15 protein-coding genes are annotated in these 16878 nt (G+C 28.3%); 10 read left to right on the top strand and 5 right to left on the bottom strand.

All coding sequences use genetic code 11. The features are described 5' to 3' along the window. Positions 1–102 precede the first annotated feature (102 nt). The 6 genes from QOZ93_RS07090 to aspS all read left to right on the top strand — a co-directional run bounded on the left by QOZ93_RS07090 (position 103) and on the right by aspS (position 8045). Positions 103–2277, top strand: a complete 2175-nt coding sequence (locus QOZ93_RS07090; RefSeq protein ID WP_307355672.1) for a RelA/SpoT family protein — start codon at positions 103–105, stop codon at positions 2275–2277. Between the two features lie 14 nt (positions 2278–2291). Then, positions 2292–2741, top strand: coding sequence for a D-aminoacyl-tRNA deacylase (dtd, locus tag QOZ93_RS07095; RefSeq protein WP_111943473.1), 450 nt, complete (start codon positions 2292–2294; stop codon positions 2739–2741). Positions 2742–2760: 19 nt separating this feature from the next. Then, a complete protein-coding gene (locus QOZ93_RS07100; RefSeq protein ID WP_111943470.1) occupies positions 2761–3372 on the top strand; it encodes an MBL fold metallo-hydrolase in 612 nt (203 codons plus the stop codon). A 27-nt stretch (positions 3373–3399) separates the two neighbouring features. Beyond that, entirely contained in the window at positions 3400–4860 is a 1461-nt protein-coding gene (locus QOZ93_RS07105; RefSeq protein WP_307355673.1) for a coproporphyrinogen III oxidase, read from the top strand. Between the two features lie 15 nt (positions 4861–4875). Next, on the top strand, positions 4876–6129 hold the full coding sequence (gene hisS / locus QOZ93_RS07110) for a histidine--tRNA ligase (RefSeq protein WP_307355674.1): 1254 nt from the start codon (positions 4876–4878) through the stop codon (positions 6127–6129). Between the two features lie 131 nt (positions 6130–6260). Continuing rightward, entirely contained in the window at positions 6261–8045 is a 1785-nt protein-coding gene (gene aspS / locus QOZ93_RS07115; protein WP_111943463.1) for an aspartate--tRNA ligase, read from the top strand. Positions 8046–8089: 44 nt separating this feature from the next. On the opposite strand, the gene QOZ93_RS07120 is transcribed toward aspS, so the two are convergent. Beyond that, a complete protein-coding gene (locus QOZ93_RS07120; RefSeq protein ID WP_111943461.1) occupies positions 8090–8332 on the bottom strand; it encodes an AbrB/MazE/SpoVT family DNA-binding domain-containing protein in 243 nt (80 codons plus the stop codon). Between the two features lie 295 nt (positions 8333–8627). On the opposite strand from QOZ93_RS07120, the gene pssA reads away from it, so the two are divergent. After that, on the top strand, positions 8628–9146 hold the full coding sequence (gene pssA, locus QOZ93_RS07125; RefSeq protein WP_307355675.1) for a CDP-diacylglycerol--serine O-phosphatidyltransferase: 519 nt from the start codon (positions 8628–8630) through the stop codon (positions 9144–9146). Between the two features lie 87 nt (positions 9147–9233). Here pssA and QOZ93_RS07130 read toward each other — a convergent pair whose 3' ends face one another. The 4 genes from QOZ93_RS07130 to QOZ93_RS07145 all read right to left on the bottom strand — a co-directional run bounded on the left by QOZ93_RS07130 (position 9234) and on the right by QOZ93_RS07145 (position 13617). Continuing rightward, positions 9234–9722 (bottom strand): threonine/serine exporter family protein, encoded by a 489-nt coding sequence (locus QOZ93_RS07130; RefSeq protein ID WP_111943457.1) that lies wholly within the window; start codon positions 9720–9722, stop codon positions 9234–9236. Between the two features lie 2 nt (positions 9723–9724). Next, positions 9725–10507, bottom strand: coding sequence for a threonine/serine exporter family protein (locus tag QOZ93_RS07135; RefSeq protein ID WP_162630405.1), 783 nt, complete (start codon positions 10505–10507; stop codon positions 9725–9727). 171 nt (positions 10508–10678) lie between these two features. After that, positions 10679–11638 carry an ABC transporter substrate-binding protein gene (locus QOZ93_RS07140; RefSeq protein WP_307355676.1) on the bottom strand — a complete coding sequence of 320 codons (960 nt, stop codon included), beginning with the start codon at positions 11636–11638 and terminating at the stop codon, positions 10679–10681. 80 nt (positions 11639–11718) lie between these two features. Then, on the bottom strand, positions 11719–13617 hold the full coding sequence (locus QOZ93_RS07145) for a type I glutamate--ammonia ligase (protein ID WP_307355677.1): 1899 nt from the start codon (positions 13615–13617) through the stop codon (positions 11719–11721). Positions 13618–13900: 283 nt separating this feature from the next. On the opposite strand from QOZ93_RS07145, the gene QOZ93_RS07150 reads away from it, so the two are divergent. The 3 genes from QOZ93_RS07150 to QOZ93_RS07160 all read left to right on the top strand — a co-directional run bounded on the left by QOZ93_RS07150 (position 13901) and on the right by QOZ93_RS07160 (position 16749). Next, positions 13901–14611 (top strand): DUF5714 domain-containing protein, encoded by a 711-nt coding sequence (locus tag QOZ93_RS07150; protein WP_307355678.1) that lies wholly within the window; start codon positions 13901–13903, stop codon positions 14609–14611. Between the two features lie 205 nt (positions 14612–14816). After that, positions 14817–15749, top strand: a complete 933-nt coding sequence (rbsK, locus tag QOZ93_RS07155) for a ribokinase (protein ID WP_307355679.1) — start codon at positions 14817–14819, stop codon at positions 15747–15749. Further along, positions 15736–16749, top strand: coding sequence for a LacI family DNA-binding transcriptional regulator (locus QOZ93_RS07160; protein ID WP_307355680.1), 1014 nt, complete (start codon positions 15736–15738; stop codon positions 16747–16749). Before rbsK ends, QOZ93_RS07160 begins: the two co-directional genes overlap by 14 nt. Positions 16750–16878 lie beyond the last annotated feature (129 nt).

The raw sequence follows: 16878 nt of genomic DNA on the forward strand, positions 1-16878 counted from the left end.
ACTTTTCTCAAATGAAATTGCATATTAAGGCGCAATATTATATAATTAATGTAAAAACGGCTGGTTGATTAACCAGTCGTTTAATTTAGGAGAGTAACACAAATGATTGAGAAATTATTAAATAAAATAGATGATAATTGTCACAATGTAGATAAAGAGCAAATTGTAAGGGCTTATAATATTGCAAGAGAAGCACATCAAGAACAAAAAAGAATATCAGGAGAACCATATATAATACATCCTATAGAAGTAGCCTGTATTCTAGCAGAATTGGGTATGGATACTAAAACTATAATAGCTGGACTTCTACATGATATAGTAGAAGATACAGATTATACATATGAGGATGTAAAAGAGATTTTCGGAGTAGAAGTTGCAGATTTAGTGCAAGGCGTAACTAAGTTAGGAAAAATTAAATACAAATCTAAGGAAGAGCAGCAAGCTGATAATGTTAGAAAAATGCTTCTTGCTATGGCAAAAGATATTAGGGTTATTTTGATTAAACTTGCGGATAGACTTCATAATATGCGTACCTTGAAATATATGCCAGTGTTTAAGCAAAAAGAAAAGGCTAAGGAAACATTAGATATCTATGCTCCATTAGCACATAGATTAGGTATATCTAAAATTAAATGGGAACTTGAAGATTTGGCGCTTAGATATATGAATCCTAATTTATATTATTCCTTAGTAAAGGAAATCGCAGAAAAAAGGGCTGAAAGAGAAGAACAAATAGAAAAAATTTTACAAGAATTAAGAAATAAGCTTAAAAATTCAGGTATAGATGCTCAAATAGATGGAAGACCAAAACACTTTTATAGTATATACAATAAGATGAAGAATAAAAATAAAACTATGGATCAAATTTTTGATTTAACAGCAGTAAGAATCTTAGTAAATACTGTGGTAGATTGCTATTCTGCATTAGGAATAGTTCATACTATGTATAAGCCAATGCCAGGAAGATTCAAAGATTACATAGCTATGCCTAAACCTAATATGTATCAATCTTTACATTCTACAGTTATTGGTCCAAAAGGAAAACCCTTTGAGATACAAATAAGAACTTATGAAATGCATAAAACTGCTGAATATGGTATAGCAGCTCATTGGAAATATAAAGAAGGGACTAATGGTTCTGATAATGAATTAGAAGGTAAGTTAACTTGGCTTAGAGACATACTTGAATGGCAAGGGGAAACTTCTGATCCACAAGAGTTTATGGAAGCATTTAAGATTGATTTATTTTCAGATGAAGTTTTTGTTTTTACCCCAAAAGGAAAAGTTATTAGTTTACCTCAAAATTCAACACCTATAGATTTTGCATATCGCATTCATACCGATGTGGGTAATAAATGTGTAGGTGCTAAGGTTAATGGGAAAATGGTTCCACTAGATTATTCACTAAAAACGGGAGAAATTGTAGATGTAATAACATCTTCCGGTAGTAAGGGACCTAGTATAGATTGGCTATCTGTAGCTAATAGTAACCATGCTAAGAGTAAGATAAAATCTTATTTTAATAAAGTAAAAAGAGAAGAAAATATAGAACGAGGAAAAGAGTTACTAGAAAAAGAAGCTAAAAAACAGGGATGTACTTTTTCAGAAATTGCAGAAGGTGAGATTTTAGAAAAGATTTTTAAAAGATACAATTTAAGAACAATGGAGGATCTATATGCTGTAGTAGGTTCTGGTGGTGTTATTAGTTCTTCACTTGTGTTACGATTAAAAGAAGCACATGTTAAAAAAGAGAATATAGTTTCAGAAGAAATAGAAGAAAAGATAAAGGCTAAACAAGAATCTAATCATGAAGATAAAAAAGATGATCTTCCAGAATTGATTTTAAAAGAAAGTAATAATTTAATGGCTAGATTTGCCCAATGCTGTAATCCTGTCCCAGGAGATGAGATAATAGGATATGTTACAAGAGGAAGAGGAATTTCAGTTCATAGAAAAGATTGTAAGAATGTACAAAATCTTTTCAAATTTGAAAAAGAAAAGGTAATGGATATAACATGGGAAAATATTAGGGGAACTGATTTTACTTGTGAAATTAAAGTAACATGTGATGATAGAACGGGAGTTTTGGCAGAGATTGTGCAAGTGTTGACTCAGAATAAAATTCAGATGATATCTATTAGTGCGAATACTTATGAAAGTGGTTTAGCTAATATAAATATAAAAATAAGAATAAAATCCATAGAAGCATTAAGGGAATTAAAGAAAAAGATAAGAAAATTACAAGGTATAAAAGATGTAAGTAGGTTAAATGGTTAATCGGAGGAAGTTTTATGAGAGCTGTAATTCAGAGAGTTAATTCATCTAAGGTTGAAGTTGAAGGTAAGGTAGTGGGAGAAATAAATAAGGGGTTTAATATTTTATTAGGAATATCTAAAGAAGATACTGTTGAAGATGTTGTTTATCTTAGGGATAAAATTGTAAATTTACGTGTATTTGAAGATGAAAATGAAAAATTAAATAATTCTTTACTAGATGTAGAGGGAGAGCTTCTTATTATTTCTCAATTTACATTATACGGTGATTGTAGAAAAGGGAGAAGACCTAATTTTATGCAGGCATTAGGTGGTAATGAAGCAAAAATATTGTATAATAAATTTATTGAATTATGTAAGGAAAAAGTCAATAAAGTTGAAACAGGAATTTTTGGAGCTGATATGCAAGTTTATATAGAAAATTCAGGTCCTGTAACAATATTACTAGATAGTAAAAAGAATTTTTAATTATATGGGGGTATAAAAAATGCAAGTAAAAAGAGTAGTAGCAGGAATCTATGGAGCAAATTGTTATATTATTATGGATGAGGATACAAAAGAGGCACTAGTATTAGATCCAGGTGGCGACGTAGATGATATAATGAAAGGTATAGAAGAATTAGATGCAAAAATTAAATATATATTTTTAACTCATGGTCATGTAGATCATACTTCAGGAGTGGAATTATTAAAAAATTTAGTAGGCAATCCTAATGTAGGAATAAGCGAAAAAGATAGTATTTTAATAAATAAAGGAACTCACTTATATGGTCCTCTTTTAGAAGGAAAGGATCCCGAAATCTTCTTAAAAGAAGGGGATGAATATAAGGTTGGAAGTATGAAAATTAAGTGTGTTGAGACTCCAGGACATACCCCAGGAGGAATGAGCTTTATTATAGGAGATTCTGTATTTACAGGTGATACATTATTTTATGGCTCAATAGGTAGAACAGACTTAGAGGGTGGAAATCAAGAACAAATATTAAACAGTATAAGAGAAAAACTTTTAATATTGGATGATGAAACTATCGTTTATCCAGGTCATAGTCGTCAAAGTACAATTGGCAATGAAAAACAAATAAATCCTTTCATTAAATAAATTTATGAATTTAGGAGCAAAGAAATAATGGCTAAGGCGGAAGGAAAAAAACAAGAAATAATAGTAAGATTAAATGATTTAAATTATAGATATGATGTTTATCAAATGATAAACATATTTATACCTTTTAGGGATATAAAATTTAAAGAAGAAAATTATAATTATGATGTATTCATAGATAAGGACAAAGTAAGGATTAAATCTAATGAATTACAAAAAGAATTTATTATAGATAAAAGATTAAAAATTAAAGAATCCATTAAAATATCCTTATTTAAATATTTTGAAGAAATTACAGATAAATATATGCCTTGGGGTACATTAATAGGCATAAGACCTTCAAAAAGGGCTATGTTAATGTTACAGGAAGGTACAAGTGAAGAAGAAATAATAAATTATTTTAAAAAATCTTCTTTAACTTCAGAAGAAAAGGCAAAATTATGTATAGAAGTCGCTAAAAGAGAAATGCAATATATGAATCCTTGTAAAAATAAAGTAAGTATTTATATAGGTATGGCATTTTGTCCTACGAGATGTCTTTATTGTTCATTTGCTGCTAATCCTATAGGAAAGTTTAAAAATGAAGTAGTAGAAGAATATCTTGAAGCTTTAAAGAAGGAAATAAGTAGTGTATCAAGCTATATAAAAGAGCACAACTTATCAATTCATACAGTGTATTTTGGAGGGGGTACTCCTACAGCTATTAATGAGGAACAATTTGAAGGTGTCATGGAAAGGATATATAACTCTTTTATAAAAGAGTTTAATGTTGAGGAATTTACTGTTGAGTGTGGTAGACCAGATAGTATTACTGATGGAAAATTACTTTCTATGAAAAAATATATGGTTACTAGAATAAGTATAAATCCTCAAACAATGAATGATGAAACTTTAAAATTAATAGGAAGAAATCATTCTAGTGAAGATATAATTAGAGTTTTTAATAAAGCTAGAGAATTAAGATTTGAAGATATAAATATGGATATGATAGTAGGGCTTCCAGGTGAAAAACTAGAACATGTAAAGAAAACTTGTGCTTTTATTAAACAATTTAAACCTGACAGTTTTACAGTGCACGGGTTATCTGTAAAAAGAGCCTCAAGACTTTACGAGAATATACTTAATAATATAAAATATGAATTAGCAGATCAAAATGAATTAAATACAATGTTTAAGGAAACCTCCAAATTAGCTAATGAATTAGGAATGAGACCATATTATATGTATAGACAAAAAAATATGGTAGGAAACATGGAGAATATAGGTTATGCTAATGAAACGAAGGAATCAGTATACAATATAGAAATGATGGAAGATAAAGAAACTATCATAGCATTAGGTGCAGATGCCGTAACAAAGGTTGTGTACTTAGAAAATGATAAAATAGAGAGATTTGGAAATATAAAAGATGTAAGAGAGTATATCAGCAGAATAGATGAAATGATAGAGAAAAAAATAAAACTTTTAGATACTCTTTACGAAAAATAAATGGAGGTAAAATAAATGGCTATAAAAGCACCAAAGGGAACAAAAGATTTATTACCAGCAGATTCGTATAAATGGAATTACATAGAAGACAAACTAAGAAGCATTGCAGGAACTTATGGTATTAGGGAAATAAGAACACCTATGTTTGAATCAACAGAACTTTTTGAGAGAGGTGTTGGTGAAACTACGGATGTAGTACAAAAGGAAATGTATACTTTTGAAGACAAAGGTGGAAGAAGTATAACTTTAAAACCAGAAGGAACTTCTCCAGTAGTAAGAGCATTTATAGAAAATAGTATCTATGCTGATGCACAACCAACAAAAATGTATTATTTTGTTGATGCTTTTAGATATGAAAAAATGCAAAAAGGAAGACTTAGACAGTTCCATCAATTTGGAATAGAAGTTTTTGGATCTAAAGAAGCTTCTATTGATGCAGAAGGTATTTCACTTGCAATGCGAGCATTAAAAGAATTTGGACTTAATAATTTATCTTTAAATATAAACAGTTTAGGCTGTCCAGAATGTAGAAAAAAATTTAATGATGCACTTAAGGCATATTTAAAAGAAAATTATGAAGAACTATGTGAAACATGTAAAACAAGATTTGAAAAAAATCCTATGAGAATCTTAGATTGTAAAGATAAAAATTGTAAAGAAATAAGTAAAAATGCACCTACAATTTTAGATTATATATGTGATGATTGTAAAGAACACTTTGAACAACTAAAAAAATATTTAGAAGTTTTAAAGATTGAATATAAAGTAGATCCGTACATAGTTAGAGGATTAGATTATTATACAAAAACAGTATTTGAGATAATAAATACAAATAATGATTTAACTATTTGTGGTGGTGGTAGATATGATGGTCTTATAGAAGAAATTGGAGGACCAAGTACTCCAGCATTTGGATTTGGAATGGGAATGGAAAGACTTTTAATTACTTTAGAAGAAGAAGGCATAGAAATACCTAAACCGAATTATATGGATTTATACGTAGCTTCAATGGGTGAAGAAGCTAATCTATTTGTATTTGGTTTTGTTAATAAATTAAGAGAAATGGGTATCAAATGTGAATGTGATCATATGAAAAAGAGTGTAAAGGCTCAAATGAAATTTGCTAATAAGTTAGAAAGTAAATTTTCTATGGTAATTGGAGATTCAGAACTTGAAGAGAAAAAAGCTAAATTGAAAAGAATGAGTGATGGAGAACAATTCGACGTTTCATTAGATAATATAGAGGAAATTTATAACATCATAAAATAATATTCCATAATTTACAAAGTATTTTATACATATTTAGATAATATATAAATAATTATTATGAAATTATGGAAAAACACATAGAAAAAGTTGTATAATGTTTTATAGCTAATTATGAAAGGAAGGAATATGACATGGGAGAACAGCTTTTAGGTATAAAAAGAACCATGATGTGTGGTGAAGCTAGAGAAAATCATGTAGGTCAAAAAATGACTTTCATGGGATGGGTTCAAAGAAAAAGAAATTTAGGTTCTTTAGTTTTTGTAGACCTTAGAGATAGAACTGGTATTTTACAAGTTGTATTTGGAGAAGAAATAAGTAAAGAAGCTTTTGAAAAGGCAGATGGTGTTAAGCCAGAATACTGTATAGCAGTTACAGGAGAACTTGTTTTGAGACAATCTCCAAATGAAACTTTACCAACAGGTCTTGTGGAATTAAAAGGGGAGAGTATAAAAATTTTATCTGAATCAGAGACACCTCCGATTTACATAAAAGAAAATCTAGATGCAGCTGAAAATGTAAGATTAAAATATAGATATTTAGATCTTAGAAGACCGGATATGCAAAGAAATCTTATACTAAGACATAAAACTACTAAAATAGTTAGAGATTATTTAGATGACAATGGATTCCTAGAAATGGAGACTCCAATGCTTACAAAGAGTACTCCAGAAGGGGCTAGAGATTATTTAGTTCCAAGTAGAAATTTTAAAGGTAAGTTTTATGCATTACCTCAATCACCTCAAATATTTAAACAATTATTAATGGTATCTGGATATGATAGATATTTCCAAATTGTTAAATGTTTTAGAGATGAAGATTTAAGAGCAAATAGACAACCTGAATTTACTCAAATAGATTTAGAAATGTCTTTTGTTGAAGAAAATGATGTAATGAGTGTAAATGAAGGATTAATTAAGAGAGTATTTAAAGAAATTTTAAATCATGATGTTCAGTTACCAATTCCAAGAATGCCATATCAAGAAGCTATGGATAGATTTGGTTCAGATAAACCTGATTTAAGATTTGGAATAGAAATTAAAAACTTAACAGAAACAGTTGTTAATTCTGAATTTGCTGTATTTAAAAATGCCATTACAAGTGGCGGTTCAGTAAGATGTGTAGTGGCACCAGGTTGTGCAACTATGGGAAGAAAACAAATTGATAAGTTAGGTGAGTTTGTAAAAACTTATAAGGCAAAAGGTCTTGCATGGATAGCTATAAAAGAAGATGAAATTAAGTCACCAATAGCTAAATTCTTTAGTGAAGATGAATTAAATAAAATTATAGAAGCATCAGAAGCTAAAGTTGGAGATTTAATTTTAATTGTAGCTGATAAAGATGATGTTGTATTCCAATCATTAGGAGCTTTAAGATTAGAGTTAGCTAAACAATTGGAACTATTAAAAGATAATAAAGAATTTAAATTTGTATGGATTACAGATTTTCCACTACTTGAGTATGATGAAGAAGAAGATAGATATGTGGCTAAACATCATCCGTTTACAATGCCAAAAGATGAAGATCTACAATACCTAGAAAGTGATCCAGGTAAAGTAAGAGCTAAGGCTTATGACATAGTATTAAATGGAGAAGAAATAGGTGGAGGAAGTATAAGAATTCATGACACAAATATTCAAGAAAGAATGTTTAAAGCTCTTGGATTTACACAAGAAAGTGCATGGGAAAGATTTGGATTCTTATTAGAGGCATTCAAGTTTGGTCCACCACCACATGGCGGAATGGCATATGGATTAGATAGATTAATAATGTTCCTTGCAAATACAGATAATATTAAGGATGTTATAGCATTCCCTAAAAATCAAAATGCATATTGTCCAATGTCTGAAGCACCTAATGTTGTTGATGAAAAACAATTAAAAGAATTAGGAATTGCAGTAGATAAAGAAGAAAAATAAATTAATAAAAAAATGAGCTTATTTAATAAGCTCATTTTTTTATTTTAGTCATTCTTTAATTCAGATAGACAATTTTGGCAGATATTTTTACCTTTATAGTTTATAACGTCTCTAGCATTTCCGCAGAAAATACAAGATGGATTATATTTCTTTAATATGATATGTTCACCTTCAACAAAAATTTCTAATGAATCTTTAATTTCAATATCTAAAGTTCTTCTTAATTCAATCGGAATTACAATTCTTCCTAGTTCATCAATTTTTCTAACTATACCTGTTGATTTCATTTGCAAAACCTCCTACAAAGTTCGACTATTTGTGACTAAATCATAGCATTTATAACATTAAAAGTCAATATGTTTAAAATAAAAAACTATATTTTATGTTTGAAAATAGAAATTTTGGCAATTATAATTGAAAACAAAACATAAATTGTAAAAAGTTAAAAACAAAAATAAAATGAGATGAAAAATGAAAGTTAGTATAAAATTAAGATAAATTTAAGGTTTAAATAAACAATTTATAAAGAAAAAATGGTAATATAATAAATATGATATAATGGTTATGGAAAGGAGGAATGAAATGGAAAGAATTAAATCAACTATACCAAATATGTTTACCTTAGGAAATTTATCTTGTGGAATAATTTCTTTACTTATGACATGTGAAGGAAATTATAAGTTGGCATCATTATTTGTTATATTAGCAGCACTTTTAGACAGGTATGATGGTAGAGTTGCTAGAGCATTAAAAGTTTCAAGTGATATTGGAAAGGAATTAGATTCTCTTTCAGACTTAATTTCTTTTGGTGTTGCACCAGCTTTACTAGTGTTTATGATGAATAATATGTCAGATTTGAAGATACTAGGATATGCTACACTAATAATTTTTCCTGTTGCAGGGGCATATAGATTGGCAAGATATAATATTTCATCGTTTTCAGGTGTATTTTCTGGTATACCTATAACTTGTGCAGGAATATTATTATCAATTTATTGTTTATTAAATATGAATACAATTATAAGTGTAAAATTAACTATATTAATCGTATTTGGATTATCATATCTTATGGTTAGTAACATTCAATTTAAGAAAAGATAAGATTAAAGAAAATAAATAACTTATATTATAAAATATATAATTATAATTTTTAATTTAATAAGAGTTATAAAGAAAAACAGCCTTTATTTATTTGGCTGTTTTTTTAGTAGAATTAATTTTATTAGTTATGGCATAACGTAAAATTTTTTTCTGTTTTAATATTCTAGCTATAGTAGAAACTAAAATAATACCAATAGCAATAGAACCAGCATCATAAAGAGTTTTTAGTCCTAAATGTACTGCCTTAAATATATCTCCTTGAACTGTAGCAAAGGTAGTATAATACATTCCACTTCCAGGTACTAAAGGAATCATAGCAGCTATAACAAATACAGTTACAGGTTGTTTTAATACTCTAGCCATAATTTCTGAATAAATACTAATACCTAATGTGGCTAAAAAAATAGAAGTATTTGATGAAGTTAAATTATAAATTAAAAAGAATTTATAAATGAACCAGCCTAAAGCACCACCAATGGAAGAGGCTACTAAGTTTTTACCACGTATATTAAATAACACAGCAAAACCCAAGGAACCTAAAAATGAATAAAAAATTTCAAACAAAAGTTGTTTCATATCTAAATCCCTCCAAATAGTGTTAACCATATATTAAAGCTAAAGCCCGTACCAATTGCGATAGCAATAGCCGCCAAAAAAGCCTCTATAGTTCTAGAAATTCCCGATACTAAGTCTCCAGCAATTATATCTCTTATAGCATTGGTAATAGTAATACCAGGAAGTAGAAGCATTATAGAGCCTATAACAATGGCATCTTGATTAATTCCTAATCTTAACTTAATAGAGAGCAAGGCTAGTAAAGATGCTAAACAACCTGAAGATATATTTACAAAAAAACCGTTAACTTCAAGTTTGTTCAAATATATAGAAAAATAATTTAGAATAAACCCTATAACAAAGGTTACTAAAAAATCTCTTAGTCCACCTCCAAATAATGAACAGAAGGCACTAGATGCTAAAGCAGTAAAAAAAGATGTAGTTTTATTATCGTATTTAGGCGTACAATCAATTGAATCTAATAACTTATTTATTTTAGAAATAGGTGTTTTTTCACTAGCTATTTTTCGTGATAAATCATTAACTAAAGAAACCTTAGTTAGGTCTACAGTTCTAGAATGTATTCTCTTAACAAGAGAAATAGTTTCATTATTGTCATTTGTAATGGAAATCATTATACCGGTAGGTGTAACGAAACTTTCGGTTTTAGGGTAATTGTATGTAGTACACATTATACAGATCATTTGTTCTACCCTATAGGTTTCACCGCCATTTTCTAACATTAGTTGTCCCATTCTACAAGCTACCTTAATAAGTTCACTAATTTCTTTTTTATTTTTATCCATAAAGTAACCTCCTCTCCACATTATAAATATTATAATATATATTAACAAATAAGAAAGCATAAATCTATAATTATTTATTAATTATTATAAATTTACATATTACATTAAAACATAGGAGAGATATTAAAAATAGGAGATTTATTAAAAAAATCTCCTATTTTTAATAAATTATTATTTGAAAATTTCAGGATGAATTATTTTTGCAAGTTCCTCAATACCTTTACTTAATCTAGGTCCAGGTATTTCTAATAAATTATTATCTATTTCATAAATATTTCCATCTTTAACTGCTCTTAATGAACTATATCCAGATGTGTTTGTAAAACCTTTTTTCATTTCAGAATATCTAGGTAGAATAATTATATCAGGGTTAGATATTATAAGTCGTTCTTTAGTAAATTTCCAACCTTTTGCATCATTAGCTATGTTATCTCCACCTGCAAGTTGTAGTAATTCACCTAAAAATGTATCACCAGTACTTGTATAATCTCCACCTTGACCGTAAGAAATTACATAATATACTTTTGGTCTTTTGGGAGAAGTTACTTTAGATTTAACTTCTTCTACTTTATTTTTTATAGTATCATTTATTTTCTTTGCTTGATTTTGGGCATGTAAAATATCCCCTAAGGTTGTTATATTATCATATATTGCATTAAAACTTAAATTATTATTATCTAATACATAAAATACTTTGATTTTAGCAGCTTTAAGTTTTTTTATGATATCTGAATTAGTTAGAGATGTTACAAATACTATGTCAGGTTGAAGTGCTATAATTTTTTCAACACTGGGAATATCAATTTTACCTACGGAAGGGATATTTTTAGTTTGTTCTGGATAAGTACAATAATCTGTTCTACCAACAAGTAAATTTCCCTTACCTAATGCAAAAATCGTTTCAGTAGTACTTGGAACTAAAGAAACAATTTTTTTTGGTTCAGATTCTAAAATAACCTCATTTTTTATATTATCTATAATTTTTTTTGGATAATTTACAACGTTTTCTTTTAATTCATTACCATTGTTTTTTATCTCTTTATTATTGTGAGTATTATTACTACAGGAGCATAGTGTAAAAAATAATGTAAGGCAAAGAAAAATATACAAGTATTTAAAAGATCTTTTCATTAGTTTTCAAATCCCTTCTGTAATGTATTATAATAAATGGTATACAGATAATATTATTTATTATTTGTATACCATTTATACTAAAGGTCTATAAGATTTTTTAAATATGAATTATAAAGTGTACGAAGAGTATCCATTTTTTGTTCAACCTCTATTTGTAAAATAGAAACAGTTTCCAAATCTCGATTTTGTATTGCTTTAGTTATTCTAGTAAATAAACTTTCATTGGAATAAGAATCTTTTCTTAAATAATGTCTTAAATAATTAACCTTTTGGAAGTTTGCAACATCTAAATCTAAAGCTTTATCTAAAGAATGAACGCATTTGTAAGATCTAATTTCTTCAGAGTAATCATGTAAAATTCTTGCTTGGATTTCAGTTAACCATCTTTGTTCTGTACCTAATTTGAAACTATGAATTATTTTTTCATTAAACACATTACCCTGTTTTAAGAACTTAGTTTTTTCTTCATCATCTAAAGATTTAATGTTTTCATATACAGTTTTTGGTGCATGACCAAAATATGAATTTCTTTCTTCTTCAGAATAATCCTCAAACACATTTTTTTCGCTTCTATATGCCCTAGAATCTTCAAGATAGTTAGCATTTTCACCTGGGGACTTAGAAAGTTCTTTTAATAATTCATCCTCAGTTTTATTATTGTTTATGGCATATAGAATTCCTTCCATCATTGCCAAATAAACAGTAGATACAGTTAAGTATGTATTTGTATGAGGATTTGGAGAACGGAGTTCAAATCTTGTAGCGTATGGGTTTTTTAAATCTCTAATAAGAGCTATTAATATAGTTCTGTTTCTAGAAGGAGCCTCTACTGAATGTCCTAAGGATGTAACTATACAAACAGGGGCTTCAAATCCTGGTTTTAATCTTTTAAGAGAATCATTAGTAGAAGAAACAAAAGGATTTATTCCCTCATAATTTTTTAAAATACCCATTAGTCCAGAATAACCTAATCTACTTAAAAAATGTTCTTTTGTAGCAGTAAATAAGTTTATTTTTTTGCCGTTTTTAAGTTTCAAAGCAACACCAACATGAACATGTTTTCCGCTACCAGCTACGTCATTTACGGGTTTAGCAAGGAAGGTTACATCTAAGCCGTTTTGTCTAAATGTTTCTTTAACAAGATTTCTTATAAATATTTCATTGTCACAAGCTTGTATTGCATCAGAGTATTTCCAATCAATTTCTAATTGTTCCATTACATGAGTTAGAGTACCTGATTTTTCAAGAGTAGCTTTTACTCCACCAACTTCCTTATGCCCCATTTCAGGTTCAAAGCCATAATCCTCCATTTTGATAAGACATTGCTCAAGGGAAGTTCTAACAACTCCTTTAGTACGTTTCCAATATTGCTCTTTTAAAACTTGTGATGTAGTTAATTCTTCAATATGAGTTTTATCATTAGGTGTTTTAACCCAGAATTCAAGTTCTGTGGCTACAGTAAAGTTTACGTCTAATATATCATCAAAAGTTATATTATAATCTTTGCAAAGAGCTGAATGTTCTTTAAATAAACCTAGTAAAGTTTCTTTAAAATAGGTAATGGAATTTTTAAGTATGTACCTTGAATCAACAGGTTTATTATCATGGAATAAAAAACAAGGGATTTTTAAGGTACCTATTGGTAGATTAAGAAGCGGATCTATGTTTTCATAATTGTAGTCTATAAACCAATTACAATCTAAATCAGCGATCATATCTAATTTTGCATTATTTAAGGTAGCTATTCCAGGCAAAACAACAGAGGAACCGTCAGTTTGAACAGCATTTCCATATAAAAAAGTATCTATGTCTTCTAGAAACAATTTAACTGGAATTCTTTCGTCTGTATCGTTACCGGATAAATCTACTCCCATGAATGAAACGAATTTAATTTCTTTATGAGAGGATAAGATTTCTTGTAATTTTTCTGGTATATGATCTTCTTTAGATATAGTATAAATTAAATTTTTTAGCATGGTTAATCCTCCTTTTTTTATACAATAAGATATTATATTTATAATATTTTGTTAAATATATATTAGAATTAAGTATATACTTATAAAATAAATTAAAGTTTAGTATAGTTTGTTGAAAAAGTCAATAATTTAAAACACATAAATAAAAATTTTGCAGAAAAATGACAGATTAATAATATGTTTTTTTATTTTCAGTTTTTTATAAAATTTTAGTGTATTTTTACTAAAAAAATATTATTATAGAATAGGCGGGTAAATTTGATTAAAATTATGAGGTGATAATATGGAGAATAAATTTAACTGTTTGATATGTGGAGAAGAGATAGTATATACTCCGGAAACGTCTGAAGTTATGAAATGCTTTTATTGTGGCAAAGAATTTACAAGCAATGCTAAATGCAAAAATGGTCATTATGTTTGTGATAGTTGCCATTCTGGAAATGCATATGAAATAATAATGAACTATTGTATAGAAAGTATAGAAATAAATCCATTAAAAATGGCAAAGGTGTTGATGAAACATCCATCAGTTAAAATCCATGGCCCAGAGCATCATTTTTTAGTACCAGCAGTTTTAATAAGTTCTTATTATAATAAAAAGGGACTTTTTAATAAGAAAAAAGAAAAGTTACAAGAGGCAGCTAAAAGAGCTAAAAATGTTTTAGGTGGTTTTTGCGGATTATATGGTAGTTGTGGCGCTGGTGTTGGAACAGGAATTTTTATAAGTATAGTAACTGGATCAACCCCTTTATCAAAAGAAGAGTGGAAACTTAGTAATCTTATGACTGCTAAAAGTTTATATCATATAGCTGAAAATGGAGGACCAAGATGTTGTAAAAGAGATAGTTTTATAGCAATAAATGAAGCTATCGATTTTTGTAAGAAAAATTTAAATATAGAATTAGAAAAAGAAAAAGAAATTAAATGCGAATTTAATAAGTATAATTCACAATGTATCCAGAATTTATGTCCGTTTTTTAAAAATTATAAGTAAAGATATGACAATGTATTAATTTATCTAATAAGACATACTTAATGGTATAAATATGATAATATATACATATCAAGGGATTTAGTAACATAAAAAATACTTAATATATTAATAAACGGAATATTAATAGTTAATTGACTATGAAAATATTAGATGATAAAATCTATTTAACCGGTTAAATAGATTTTAAGTATTAGAGGTGAATATTATGGAAAAAGTATGTGTAATAGGTAGTATGAATATGGATTTAGTTATAAAGACTAAAAACCTACCAAAAAAAGGCGAAACAATTTTAGCGGAGGAATTAACTACAATTCCTGGAGGAAAAGGAGCTAATCAGGCTGTAGCAGCTTCAAGACTTGGATGTACAGTAAATATGATAGCATCTGTTGGAAATGATGGTTATGGACACATTTTAACTAATGCTTTAAAAAAAGATAAAGTAATAACTGAAAATATTTTAGTATGTAATGATAAACCAACAGGAACAGCTATAATAAATGTAGATAACAATGGTGATAATACTATTTGTGTTGTTGGTGGAGCTAATATGAGCATAAAGTGTGAAAGAATAGCAGAATTAAAAGAAATTATTCAAGAATCTGATGTTGTAATAACTCAATTTGAGACACCATTAGATAGTAGTATAGAAGGATTTAAATTTGCAAAGGAAAAAAACAAAATTACTATTTTAAATCCTGCTCCTGCTAGAGAAATTCCAAAAGAAATACTTAGATATACAGATATAATAGTTCCCAATGAAACAGAAGCTTTTGAATTAACAGGAATAGAGGTAAATGATTTACATAGTGCAGAAATAGCTGCAAAGGCTTTTTTAGAAAATGGAGTTAAATTTGTAGTAATAACATTAGGTAGTAAAGGAGCAGCTATTATATCTAAGGATAAGACCGAATTGATACCTGCCTATAAAGTACAAGCTATAGATAGTACTGCTGCAGGAGATTCTTTTATAGGGGCATTAGGAAAAAGTTTAAGTAATGCTTCAGACTTAAATTTTGATTGTTTAAAATCAGCTGTAAGCTTCGGTAATAAGGTATCATCTATTACGGTTACAAGAGAAGGCGCTCAAAGTTCTATCCCTACTTTAAAAGAAGTGAAAGAGAAGTATGGAGAAAAATAAAATAAATAAAAAAGTCACAATGAAAGAAATTGCCGAAATGTCCGGTGTATCTAAGGCAACTGTATCTATGGTATTGAATCATAAAGATAGAAACATCAGTAAAAAAACAAAAGAAAAAGTTTTGAAAATTTGCAAGGAGTTAAATTATGTTCCAAATTCTATTGCTAGAAGTTTAGCTACCAAAAGAACTAATACAATAGGTGTAATTATTCCTGATATAACTAATCCATTTTTTGCAGAAATGGGAAGGGCCATAGAGGATTTTGCTAAAATTAAAAATTATAATATTATATTATGTAATACAGATAATTTAAAAAGTAAAGAACAAGAATATGTAAGATTATTAGTTAATAGATTTATAGATGGTGTTATTTTAATATCAGGAGATCAAGATAAGGCATCAATAGAAGTTCTAGAAAATCATGGAGTTCCTTTTGTTCTTGTAGATAGATATATTGATGTATATGATGAATATTATAGAATTTATTGTGATAATGTAAAAGGTATTGAAATGGGGATAGATTATCTTTGTGGGGAAAGAAAACGCAAAAAAGTTGCTTTTGTAACAGGTAATAGAGAACTTGAAATTTCAAATATGAGATTAGATACATATAAAAGAAAATGTAGACAATATGGTATCTATGATGAGTCCTTAATATATGAAGGTGATTTTACGTTAGAAAAAGGTATGAGTATTACAGAAAAAATATTAAAGAATAAAGAGATAGATGGAATTTTTTATAGTAATGATTTAATGGCATTAGGAGGATTGAAAGTTTTAATAAAATCAGGAGTTAAAGTTCCACAAGAAATTAGTATTGTAGGATATGATGATATTAAGATGGCGTCTATTTTTGAGCCTGAACTTACAACAATTTCTCAACCAGTATATGAAATGGGTAAAAAGGCTTGTGGGGTAGTAATTGATTTAATTAATGGTAATGTACTAAAGGATAGAATAGTAACCCTGGAACCTAAGTTAATAAGAAGAAATACCTAAAAATAGAACTGTATCTTTAAAAGATACAGTTCTATTTTTTATGTGCGCCCAGCATGGGCGCAATCTATAGGGTGAAAGTCCCGAGCGCCGAAGGTGATATAGGCGTTAGCCAATGACAAGGGTGTCCAT

Origin of the sequence: Hathewaya limosa (assembly GCF_030815255.1) — a bacterium.
Lineage (GTDB): Bacteria > Bacillota > Clostridia > Clostridiales > Clostridiaceae > Hathewaya > Hathewaya limosa.

Coding starts and splice junctions, on each gene's coding strand:
- rbsK (WP_307355679.1), top strand. CDS start 14,817: ATGGAAAAAGTATGTGTAATAGGTAGTATGAATATGGATTTAGTTATA.
- pssA (WP_307355675.1), top strand. CDS start 8,628: ATGGAAAGAATTAAATCAACTATACCAAATATGTTTACCTTAGGAAAT.
- QOZ93_RS07100 (WP_111943470.1), top strand. CDS start 2,761: ATGCAAGTAAAAAGAGTAGTAGCAGGAATCTATGGAGCAAATTGTTAT.
- hisS (WP_307355674.1), top strand. CDS start 4,876: ATGGCTATAAAAGCACCAAAGGGAACAAAAGATTTATTACCAGCAGAT.
- QOZ93_RS07140 (WP_307355676.1), bottom strand. CDS start 11,638: ATGAAAAGATCTTTTAAATACTTGTATATTTTTCTTTGCCTTACATTA.
- QOZ93_RS07160 (WP_307355680.1), top strand. CDS start 15,736: ATGGAGAAAAATAAAATAAATAAAAAAGTCACAATGAAAGAAATTGCC.
- aspS (WP_111943463.1), top strand. CDS start 6,261: ATGGGAGAACAGCTTTTAGGTATAAAAAGAACCATGATGTGTGGTGAA.
- dtd (WP_111943473.1), top strand. CDS start 2,292: ATGAGAGCTGTAATTCAGAGAGTTAATTCATCTAAGGTTGAAGTTGAA.
- QOZ93_RS07130 (WP_111943457.1), bottom strand. CDS start 9,722: ATGAAACAACTTTTGTTTGAAATTTTTTATTCATTTTTAGGTTCCTTG.
- QOZ93_RS07120 (WP_111943461.1), bottom strand. CDS start 8,332: ATGAAATCAACAGGTATAGTTAGAAAAATTGATGAACTAGGAAGAATT.
- QOZ93_RS07090 (WP_307355672.1), top strand. CDS start 103: ATGATTGAGAAATTATTAAATAAAATAGATGATAATTGTCACAATGTA.
- QOZ93_RS07105 (WP_307355673.1), top strand. CDS start 3,400: ATGGCTAAGGCGGAAGGAAAAAAACAAGAAATAATAGTAAGATTAAAT.
- QOZ93_RS07135 (WP_162630405.1), bottom strand. CDS start 10,507: ATGGATAAAAATAAAAAAGAAATTAGTGAACTTATTAAGGTAGCTTGT.
- QOZ93_RS07145 (WP_307355677.1), bottom strand. CDS start 13,617: ATGCTAAAAAATTTAATTTATACTATATCTAAAGAAGATCATATACCA.
- QOZ93_RS07150 (WP_307355678.1), top strand. CDS start 13,901: ATGGAGAATAAATTTAACTGTTTGATATGTGGAGAAGAGATAGTATAT.